This is a genomic window from Paenibacillus sp. 01T422, from assembly GCF_056398785.1.
The window spans coordinates 1-10,741 of sequence record NZ_JBFTQB010000181.1 but is presented as its reverse complement, the minus strand read 5'-3'; the positions used below and the strand labels follow the sequence as shown (position 1 = coordinate 10,741).

The following is a 10,741-nucleotide window of genomic DNA, read 5'->3' as shown; positions in this document are numbered from 1 at the left end:
CCTCCATGATTGGTTCACTCATTCAGTTTGTATTGTTTCTAGTGGTTACCGGATATGCGTTGTTCTTATTTGGCCGAATTGTCTACCACCGATATTTGTACATCCAGTTAGGGAAATCAGTGAACTTGAAGAAAGAAGCCAAGGCTCGATTAAAGGAATTTGCCATTCAAGTGTTCGGCCAGACGAAACTCCTGAAGGATAAGAAAAGCGGCATCATGCACATCGTCATCTTCTATGGTTTTCTTATTTTGCAGCTAGGAGCGCTTGATCTGATTCTAAAAGGATTAATTGGCCGTGGGTTACCAATTCCCGGTTACGATTATTTTACTTTCATCCAGGAAGTAACGGTTGCGCTGATTCTGCTGGCTATGGGTTATGCGACGTATCGCCGTTATATTGAAAAGCTTAAACGTCTCAAGCGGGGCTGGAAGCCAAGTATTGTTGTATTCTTCATCTTTTTCCTCCTGTTATCTGTCGTTGTCAGCGGAGGTTTTGAAAGGGTGCGAGAGGGGCTGGGAGCTTCAGGTTATGCGCCTATTTCATCGGTTTTTGCTGGGATGTTTAGTGGTCTTTCGCATACAGGAGCGACGATAGGATTTTATGCCAGCTGGTGGATGCATTTGCTGATCTTGCTGTCTTTCCTCATCTATGTTCCGCAATCGAAGCATTTTCATATTATTACTGCGCCTATCAATATTTTGCTCCGACGCACGGAGCCAACGGGCAAGCTGGCTTCGCTTGATTTGGAGGATGAAGAAGCGGAATCGTTCGGTGTAGGCAAAATTGAAGATTTTACGCAAAAGCAGATGCTGGATTTCTACTCCTGTGTGGAGTGCGGGCGCTGCACGAATGTATGCCCAGCTAATACAACAGGCAAGATGCTTTCACCTATGCATCTGATTACGAAGCTGCGTGACCATTTGACTGAAAAGGGCGCTGCTATCACGTCCAAATCGCCGTGGGTTCCGGCGGCGGCATTCGCCACACATAGCGGGCATAACCCGTTAGAGGTGGAGCTTATCGGCGGCATCATCACAGAGGAGGAGCTCTGGGCCTGCACGACCTGCCGAAATTGGGCGATACCCCCCGCCGTATGGGGAATGAATTTCTTTTCCAACAGCTGTGTGCCGACAATATTGCGACTTTTCAAAAGTATAAGGTTCGGAAAATCGTAACGACCTGCCCGCACACGTATCATATTTTCAAAAATGAGTACCCCGAATTTGGCCTGGAGGCCGATGTTTTTCATCACACAGAACTGCTCAATGTATGGGTGAAAGAAGGGCGCTTGAAACCGCAATACGAGGTGCAAGAACGCATTACGTATCACGATTCCTGTTACCTTGGCCGTTACAACGAGGTGTATGAGGAACCACGCAGCATTTTGCGTGCGATTCCAGGGGTTGTATTGGTAGAACAACCGCGTTCCCGTGAAAACAGTATGTGCTGCGGTGCCGGAGGCGGGATGATGTGGATGGAAGAAACCGCTGGTACACGCGTTAATGTAGCACGCACGGAACAATTATTGAGTGTGAATCCAACGGTCATCTCTTCGGCCTGCCCGTATTGCTTAACGATGGTGGAGGATGGAACCAAGCTGAAGGAGGTCGAGGAGCGAGTCAAAGCGCGAGATATCGCTGAAATTCTAGCTACGTCTGTATTTGGAACAACTTAAGACAGACTGAAAATTTCATGTAGGAGGATATTTCCATATGACAAAGATTCGTACTGCTGCCGTTATCGGCTCCGGTGTGATGGGCTCCGGCATAGCTGCTCATCTAGCAAATGTAGGCATTCCTGTCTTATTGCTTGATATGGTGCCAGCCCAGCTATTGCCGCAAGAAGAATCCGCAGGATTAACGCTGGAACATCCGAAAGTAAGGAACCGTCTAGCCATTAATGCGATGGATAAACTCAAAAAGACGAACCCAGCCCCCCTGTACAGTGAGGCCTTCATCGATCGAATAACCCCGGGGAACTTGGAAGATGATTTGGCAAAGCTCGGCCATGTGGATTGGATCATTGAAGTCATCGTGGAAAATTTGCAGGCGAAGCAGCAGTTATTTAGCCGTATTGAAAAGGTTTGGAAGCCGGGGACAATCGTTTCTTCCAACACGTCCGGCATTTCCATTCATGCAATGATTGAGCATGCAGGCGATGAATTCAAAAAGCATTTCTTAGGCACTCATTTCTTTAATCCACCTCGTTATATGAAGCTTCTCGAAGTCATTCCAAGTCAACACACAGACCCGGTAATTACTTCCTTAATGACTGAGTTTTGTGAGAAGAAACTTGGGAAAGGTGTCGTGCAAGCAAAGGATACACCGAATTTTATTGCTAATCGGATTGGCACTTATGGGCTYCTAGTTACGCTGCGCGAAATGCTCACAAACGGGTATTCCGTTGAAGAAGTCGATGCAGTGACAGGTCCTGCAATGGGGCGACCGAAAAGCGCAACGTTCCGAACGCTGGATTTGGTTGGTCTGGACACTTTTGTACATGTCGCGAATAACGTGTTTGGGCTGGTCGATGATCCGAGTGAGAAGGCTGTTTTCGACACGCCGGCAATTTTACAAACGATGGTGGAAAAAGGCTGGATCGGGGAAAAGACAGGTCAAGGTTTTTATAAAAAAGTAAAAAGTGACGCTGGAAAAGAAATCCAATCGCTGGATTTAAACAGCATGACGTATGCGGCAAGCCGAAAAGTCAGCTCAGCCTCCCTGGAAGCTGCCAAGCAAGCCAAAGGCACAAGTGGAAAGCTCAAGGCGTTGCTAGGGGCTAAGGATCGATACTCTGAGCTCGCGTGGAACATTTTGAAGCCAGTGCTACTGTACTCCGCGGCCAAATTGGATGAAATTGCAGACTCTGTTGTCGAGATCGATAATGCGCTTAAATGGGGATTTAACTGGGATTTGGGGCCTTTCGAGACGTGGGATGCCATTGGACTTAAGCGTTCTGTGGAGCGAATGGAGGCTGAAGGCAGCGAAGTGCCTGACTGGGTTAAAGCTTGGATTGCCGCGGGTAACGACAGCTTCTATACAAGTAAGGAAGGGCACAGCTTTTATTATTTGAAAAATGAGTATCATGGCATTGAAACAAAACCCGAGCTTATCTCTCTGGCCGCTTTAAAGCAGCAAAATAAAGTCATTCGTTCGAACAGCGGCGCAAATTTGATTGATATTGGTGACGGCGTTGCCTGCCTGGAGTTTCAATCTCCAAACAACGCAATAGGTGGAGATATTCTCACCATGATTCAACAGAGTGTAGACGAGGTTCGCAGCAATTACCGCGGGCTTGTCGTTGCAAATGAGGGGAAAAACTTCTGTGTTGGCGCCAACTTAATGCTGCTGCTCATGGAGGCGCAAGACGGCGAGTGGGATGAAGTGGACGGCATTATCCGTTTATTTCAAAATTCGATGATGAAGCTCAAGAGCTTGGATAAACCCGTAGTTGCAGCGCCTCATAAAATGACGCTCGGCGGTGGCGTTGAAGCTTGTATGCCGGCTGATCAAACAATTTTCTCATCGGAGACGTATTATGGACTCGTGGAGGTTGGCGTGGGCTTAATTCCAGCTGGAGGCGGCTGTAAAGAGCTGGCGCTCAGGGCGAGCTCGCTGGTGCGTGATCCTGAAGTAGATCTACAGCCTTGGATTAATGCAAGCTTTGAGACGGTGGCGATGGCCAAGGTGTCAACAAGCGGGCATGATACGAAACGGCTCGGTTATATGCGGCCTCAAGATACGGTCGTTATCAATCCGGATCATCGGATTTATGAGGCCAAACAAGCCGTGCTGCGTATGGATGCGGCAGGTTATACGCCAACTGCGCAAGAGAAAATCCGCGTTGTCGGCGAAAATGGCAAAGCCGTCATGCAGGTTGGTGCCTACTCCATGAAGCAGGGCGGCTATATCAGCGACCATGATGTACTTATCGCTAATAAGTTGGCGCATGTGCTTGCTGGCGGGAATGTTCCGGCTGGTACGCTGGTCAGCGAGCAATATTTGCTTGATTTGGAAAGAGAAGCTTTCCTTAGTCTGTGTGGGGAATTGAAAACACAGCAGCGTATGCAATATATGCTTTCTAAAGGGAAAGCGCTGCGTAATTAACAGTGAATGTGAGAGGAAGTGCGAATGGAGATACGAGTAGAGATTTGAATGGACGTGCGAACGGAAATATGAACGGGAATACGAATGCGAGTACGAATCGAGATAAGAACGGAAATGCGAAGAGGAACGTGAATGGGAAATATGTATGAAAATGCGTGAAATAGCACGTCTTACTACTCTAATTGAGGTGAGAAACGATGAAGGAAGCAGTCATTGTATCGATTACGCGCACCGCAGTTGGACGCGCGAAGAAAGGCAGCTTCGCTCAAACGAGAGCGGAGGATCTAGGCAAAGCCGTCTTGGAGGAGGCTGTGCGTCGGGCTCCTGGTGTGGGCAAAGGTGATGTTGACGACATCATCATCGGCTGCGCCATGCCAGAAGGTGAGCAAGGGCTCAACTTCGCCCGCACGATGGCGCTTTATGCGGGATTCCCAGTGACCGTGCCGGCGATCACGGTCAATCGCTTTTGTTCCTCCGGGCTGCAGGCCATCGCTTATGCGGCGGAGCGCATTATGCTGGGCCACGCGGAGGTGATCATCGCCGGAGGCGTAGAGAGCATGAGCCACGTCCCGATGACGGGCTTCAAGCTCTCGCCGCACCCGCGGCTGGTTGAGACCATGCCTGAGGTGTACATGGGCATGGGGCATACGGCCGAAGCTGTGGCGCAGCGCTTCGGCATTTCGCGCGAAGCGCAGGATGGCTTCGCGACGCGGAGCCATCGACTGGCGGCTGCGGCGATAGCAGCCGGCAAGTTCGTAGACGAGATCGTGCCGGTCAGCACGAGCATGAAGGGCATTGACGAACGCGGCAAAGYGTTTGAGCGTTCGTTCGTGTTTGCCGCGGATGAGGGCGTTCGCCCCGATACATCCGTGGAAGGGCTTGCCAAGCTGAAGCCTACGTTCAGCTTGCATGGCACTGTGACGGCGGGCAACGCGTCACAGACGTCGGACGGCGCAGCGGCGGCCGTGATGATGAGCCGCGAGCGCGCGGAGGCGCTCGGGCTGAAGCCGCTGGCGACGTTTAGGTCTTTTGCGCTTTCCGGTGTGGAGCCGGAAATTATGGGGGTTGGCCCGGTGAAGGCGATTCCGAAGGCGCTGCAGATGGCGGGGATCACCCAGGATCAGGTGGATCTGTTTGAAATCAACGAAGCCTTCGCTTCGCAATGCATGCATATTATTCGTGAGCTCAGATTGAACGAGGAGCTGGTGAATGTGAACGGCGGCGCGATTGCTCTCGGGCATCCGCTTGGATGTACCGGCGCGAAGTTGACGACTTCATTAATTCATGAACTTCAGCGGCGCGGTGGCGGTTATGGCGTAGTCTCGATGTGTATCGGCGGCGGTATGGGGGCTGCCGGTGTGTTCGAGGTACACGCTTGACCAGAGTAATTAGCGGGAAAAACGCCTGCTAATCATTCGCCAATATGACTTCACATCCAATTAACGGGAATTTCTCCCGCTATTGGTCATCCAATCGCTCCATTCGAACCGATTGGATTGAATTAGCGGGAGTTTTTCCATTTATATGCCTTTTTCTGAAGAATTCCGCTGAAATAGCGGTAGTAATTCCAGCTAAACGCTGACGGTAACCAATTTCTGCATCAGTTCCAGCTCTTGCATCTGTTCCAGCTTTCAGATCTGCCCAGGTCCTGCAGCTGTTCCAGCTCTTGCACATCCGTTTCAGCACTTGCATCAGTTCCAGCTTCTGCAGCCATTTATTAACCCTTGTCCAATTCATTCTGAGGAGAGATGAACCATGTCAGATAAAGTCGTAGGCGGCAGTTTTGTCATTTCAGATATCGATTTCCACAATATCGTGACGCCGGAGGATTTTACCGAGGAGCATCGCATGATCGCAGAGACGACGCGCGATTTTGTAGCGGGCGAAGTGCTGCCGAATGATGAGCATATCGAAAAGCTGAATTACGATTTGACGGTTAAACTGATGAGAAGCGCCGGTGAGCTTGGTTTACTCGGAGCTGACGTGCCGGAGATTTATGGCGGCCTTGGACTTGATAAGGTAAGCTCCACAATCATTAGTGAAAATCTGGCGCAAGCGTCAGCTTTTGCATTATCGATAGGAGCGCATGTCGGAATTGGAACGCTGCCAATTGTGTTTTTCGGGACTCCTGAGCAGAAGAAAAAGTRTTTGCCGGACCTCGCCACAGGTTCCAAAATTGCCGCTTACTGCTTAACCGAGCCGACGTCAGGCTCAGATGCATTAGGTGCAAGAACGACTGCGCGGCTTTCTGGTGATGGCAAACATTACCTGCTGAATGGTTCCAAACTATATATTACGAATGCAGGATTTGCTGACATTTTCATTGTGTATGCCAAAATTAATGGCACGGAGTTCACGGCGTTTATTGTGGAGAAAGGGGACCCGGGCTTTACGATGGGACCGGAAGAGAAGAAGATGGGGATTAAAGGCTCGTCGACCAGACCGCTCTTTTTCGAAGATGTCAAAGTACCGGTGGAGAATTTGTTAGGCGAAATTGGGAAGGGCCATCTTATTGCTTTTAACATTTTGAATATCGGCCGTTACAAATTGGCTACAGGCTGCCTGGGCGCATCGAAGGAAACGATCGAGTTGTCGGCCAAATATGCGAATACCCGCCAACAGTTTAATACACCCATTTCCAAATTTCCGTTGATCGGCAAGAAGTTGGCTGAAATGAATATTCAAACGTATATGCTGGAGAGCATGGTCTATAGAACGACGGGGCTGATGGATCAAATTCTGAAAGACATTGACCATACAAGTCTCGATGCAGGGAAGCATTCGGCCAAAGGCATTTCTGAATACGCATTGGAATGCTCGATTAATAAGGTGTTTGCATCGGAAGTTTTGGATTTTGTTGCCGATGAAGGCGTGCAAATTCATGGTGGATACGGCTACATTCAGGAGTATAAAGTAGAGMGCATTTATCGGGATTCGCGGATTAATCGTATTTTCGAAGGAACGAATGAAATTAACCGCCTGCTCATTCCGGGTACATTGGTGAAGAAAGCCATGAAAGGCGAGCTGCCTTTGATGCAAAAAGCGCAAGCGCTCCAAGGCGAACTGCTGTCGATCGTTCCAGGCCAAACTTTTGACGGTACACTGGCTGAAGAGACGCATCTGATTTCGATGGCGAAGAAAATCTTCCTTATGGTTGGCGGACTTGCCGTGCAGAAGTATGGAATGGCCTTGGAGAAACATCAGGAAGTATTAAGTAATTTAGCTGATATCATGATTCAGATTTTTGCTGGAGAGAGCGGACTGCTTCGTACGCAAAAACGAATTGCCAAGAGTGGAGAAGAGAAAGCGAAAAATGCGATTCAGGTGACAACGGTTTTCGTGCATGAAGCTTTTGACAAAATTGAGGCATACGCGAAGGAAGCGCTCAGTACGATGGAGGAAGGAGATGTTCTTCGGACTCAATTATCGATTTTGAAAAAGCTGTCAAGACGCAGCGCTGTCAACACAACCCAGCTGAAGCGCGACATCGCCGCACGTGTTATTCAGGGTGAGAAATTCATCGTCTAGTCATCCGTGTGAAGAACCTGAAGGKGATGGTTTGTATGAGTGAGGCAATGCCTTGGCTGCGTCATTATCCAGAGGAAGTGGCGCCGACGTACGAGTACCCTAAGCATAATCTTGCACGTTTGTTGGTAGATTCCGCGCATAAGTATCCGGACCGACCTGCCTTGTATTTCCTAGGCAAAACAATGCGTTATCATGAGGTGCTTGATGCGTCTTATCGCTTTGCGAATGCTCTTAAGGAACTCGGCGTATGCCAAGGGGATCGCGTAGCGATCATGCTGCCCAATTGCCCGTCCGCCATTATCGCCTACTTCGGAACGCTCATGATGGGCGGGATCGTCGTCATGACGAATCCGCTGTATATGGAAAGAGAGCTGGCGCACCAGCTCTCCGATTCCGGGGCAGAGGTCATTGTTACGCTGGATTTATTAGTTAATCGTGTGCAGAAGACTAAAGCGCAGACGCCGATTCGACACGTCATTGTGACGTCGATTAAGGATTACTTGCCTTTTCCAAAAAATGTCTTATATCCGATTAAAATGAAAAAAGACGGCGCAAAGCTGGACGTTGCTTATGGCGAAGGCGTGTACGCTTTCAAGAAATTGCTTCGTGCGGCCTCAGCTAAACCTATTTGCTTGGAGGCAGATGCGGATACGGATATTGCCTTGCTTCAGTACACGGGTGGTACAACGGGGATTTCGAAGGGAGTCATGCTGACTCACAGCAATTTAATCGCCAACACGTACCAAACGACGAAATGGTGTTATCGGGTTCAAATGGGGGGTGAGCGGTTCCTTGGAGCGATTCCCACCTTCCATGTGTTTGGCTTGACGGTTTTGCTGAATCAATCTATGCTGCAGGCGGGTATGCTGATTCTGATTCCAAAATTCGATATCGACTTGATTTTAGATACGATCAACAAGATGAAGCCTACGATTTTTCCTGGAGCGCCTAYGATGTACATTGCAATTATCAATCATAAACGGGTAAAAGAAGTTGATATTTCCTCCATTAATGTATGTGTAAGCGGTTCAGCGCCTCTTCCTTTAGAGGTTCAGGAGCGTTTTGAAGCTTTGACTGGAGGTAAGCTAATTGAAGGCTACGGGTTAACAGAGACCTCTCCGGTTACGCATGCTAACCCCATTTGGGGCTATCGTAAAATTGGTTCGATTGGTGYGCCTTTACCCGATACAGCTGCCAAAGTTGTGGATGTGAATTCCGGTGAAGAATTGCCGATCGGGGAAATCGGTGAATTGCTGATTAAGGGTCCGCAGGTGATGAAAGGCTATTGGCAGCGAGAGCATGAAACGGCGATGACGATTCGCGATGGCTGGCTCTACACAGGGGACATGGGACGCATGGATGAGGATGGCTTTTTCTCTATAGTAGACCGCAAAAAGGATCTAATTATTGCTGGTGGCTTCAATATTTATCCTCGGGAAATTGAGGAAGTGCTCTTTGAGCATCCGGCTATTTTGGAGGCGACGATTGTTGGCGTGCCGGATGAATACCGGGGGGAAACGGTGAAAGCATTTATTGTATTGAAGCCGGGAATGAAGTTAACGGAAAAAGAGCTGGAGCTGTGGTGCCGTGAACGTTTGGCCGCTTTTAAAGTCCCTCGGAAGGTGGAATTCCGGCAATCCCTGCCAAAGACGATGATTGGGAAAGTGCTGCGAAGGCAATTAATAGAAGAAGAGAAAAAAACTTGAGCGTCTCGGATAATGCAATGGGGATTGTCGTCATGACAGCAAGGCCGGAGGATAAGGTTGTAACAACGAATCTGAACGTTCACTTCGTCGCCCCGCTTTATGAAGGACGGCTGATTGTAACGGCTGAGCTTATTCATCAATCCCGCAAAATGATTACAACACAAGGACGAGTAATGGATCGCGATGGTAATTTAGGCACAATGGGGACGGGAACGTTTCGGGTGATTTAGTAGGAAACGGCTTAAGGAACGAGGGGCATGTGCAAGCATGTCCTTCGTTTTTTGTGTTTTAATGTTATATTAAATAACATCGTTGTGCGATATAGACATAAATCGTTCAAAAAAAATTAACCGATGTCATATAATATGACACAAATCCATTGACTCTTTGGGTCATGTCATCCTATAATCTGTTAAAAGGCATAAGGGGGGAAGCACGATGCATCTTACCATTCGTGAAGCATTAGCCATTTATCCATTAACGGAAGCGAAGCTTGTCGCTGGCAAGCAAGGGGAATCCCGCATCGTTAAATCTGTCAATGTTATGGACGCGCCAGATATTGCGGATTGGACGAAATCCGGCGAGATGCTCTTCACCACTGCTTTCGCCATGAAGGATAGTCCGCAGGAAACGGTCAATTTACTTCGGAAATTGAATGATCGCGGCGCTGCTGGACTAGGGATCAAGCTTGGACGGTTTTGGACGGAGCTGCCACAGGTTGTTGTCGAGGAAGCGGATCGGTTGCATTTTCCGATTATTGAGATGCCCTTCCAGTTTACTTTCTCTGATCAAATGAATGCCTTGTTCAATGCGGAATACCGCCGCAATACGAAGCTGCTTCAATCCGTGCTTGAGAAACAGACGAAGTTGATGCAGTTCGGTTTGAAACAAGACAATATGGCGTCAATGTTCCAATTACTGAGTAATATTCTTGGTTATCCTATGGCTGTAGTTGGGGCTAGAGGGCAAATTTTATATAATACAAGTGCGTGGAAGCAAGATCAGCTAGCTCAGAATTGGCCTAAGAGAAAGTGTGGCTGGGTATATGCGAACAAAGACCGCGCATACCGGGTAGGGCTCTACCACCAGGACGATGAACTCCTTGGACATTTGCTGATCATGCCAGATGTTGTTCTGCTTGCCAATGTCGAGGAAGGTTTATTCCAGCAAGCGGCTGACATCCTAACTTTTCATATGAACTACACGTTCCGATCACATGTAGAGGCATCGGCGGAGCGGGATTTGCAAAACTCGCTGTATCGCTATCTGGAGAAAGGGACGTCCCTCGAGGAGTTCCTGGAGCAGGCGGAGGGTAGAGGCTTAACACTCTTTACGGGTGCTTACCAATGCGTGATCAGCAAAAGCAAACCCGAAGCTCAGTTAGACGAACAACGCCAAGGG

At 48.9% G+C, this 10,741-nt stretch carries 7 protein-coding genes and 1 pseudogene; 7 read left to right on the top strand and 1 reads right to left on the bottom strand.

Annotation, left to right across the window (positions count from 1 at the left end; all coding sequences use genetic code 11):
• Positions 1-5: 5 nt before the first annotated feature.
• The 3 genes and pseudogenes from AC1DUA_RS12635 to AC1DUA_RS12625 form a co-directional block, all read left to right on the top strand.
• A pseudogene (locus AC1DUA_RS12635) lies at positions 6-1,543 on the top strand (heterodisulfide reductase-related iron-sulfur binding cluster); the annotation flags it as partial.
• 169 nt (positions 1,544-1,712) lie between these two features.
• Positions 1,713-4,106: a 3-hydroxyacyl-CoA dehydrogenase/enoyl-CoA hydratase family protein gene (locus AC1DUA_RS12630; protein ID WP_477500089.1), complete on the top strand. Its 2,394-nt coding sequence runs from the start codon at positions 1,713-1,715 to the stop codon at positions 4,104-4,106.
• Between the two features lie 197 nt (positions 4,107-4,303).
• Positions 4,304-5,485, top strand: a complete 1,182-nt coding sequence (locus AC1DUA_RS12625; protein WP_477500088.1) for an acetyl-CoA C-acyltransferase — start codon at positions 4,304-4,306, stop codon at positions 5,483-5,485.
• A 79-nt stretch (positions 5,486-5,564) separates the two neighbouring features.
• On the opposite strand, the gene AC1DUA_RS12620 is transcribed toward AC1DUA_RS12625, so the two are convergent.
• A complete protein-coding gene (locus AC1DUA_RS12620) occupies positions 5,565-5,843 on the bottom strand; it encodes a hypothetical protein (protein WP_477500087.1) in 279 nt (92 codons plus the stop codon).
• Between the two features lie 18 nt (positions 5,844-5,861).
• Here AC1DUA_RS12620 and AC1DUA_RS12615 point away from each other — a divergent pair, with 18 nt between their 5' ends.
• The 4 genes from AC1DUA_RS12615 to AC1DUA_RS12600 form a co-directional block, all read left to right on the top strand.
• Positions 5,862-7,634 (top strand): acyl-CoA dehydrogenase family protein, encoded by a 1,773-nt coding sequence (locus tag AC1DUA_RS12615; RefSeq protein ID WP_477500086.1) that lies wholly within the window; start codon positions 5,862-5,864, stop codon positions 7,632-7,634.
• 35 nt (positions 7,635-7,669) lie between these two features.
• Positions 7,670-9,340 carry a long-chain-fatty-acid--CoA ligase gene (locus AC1DUA_RS12610; protein WP_477500085.1) on the top strand — a complete coding sequence of 557 codons (1,671 nt, stop codon included), beginning with the start codon at positions 7,670-7,672 and terminating at the stop codon, positions 9,338-9,340.
• Positions 9,337-9,570, top strand: a complete 234-nt coding sequence (locus tag AC1DUA_RS12605; RefSeq protein ID WP_477500084.1) for a PaaI family thioesterase — start codon at positions 9,337-9,339, stop codon at positions 9,568-9,570. The genes AC1DUA_RS12610 and AC1DUA_RS12605 overlap by 4 nt, the downstream gene beginning before the upstream one ends.
• A 208-nt stretch (positions 9,571-9,778) precedes the next feature.
• A partial coding sequence (locus tag AC1DUA_RS12600) for a PucR family transcriptional regulator ligand-binding domain-containing protein (protein ID WP_477500083.1) occupies positions 9,779-10,741 on the top strand: 963 nt, incomplete at its 3' end.

Coding starts and splice junctions, on each gene's coding strand:
- AC1DUA_RS12620 (WP_477500087.1), bottom strand. CDS start 5,843: ATGAATTGGACAAGGGTTAATAAATGGCTGCAGAAGCTGGAACTGATG.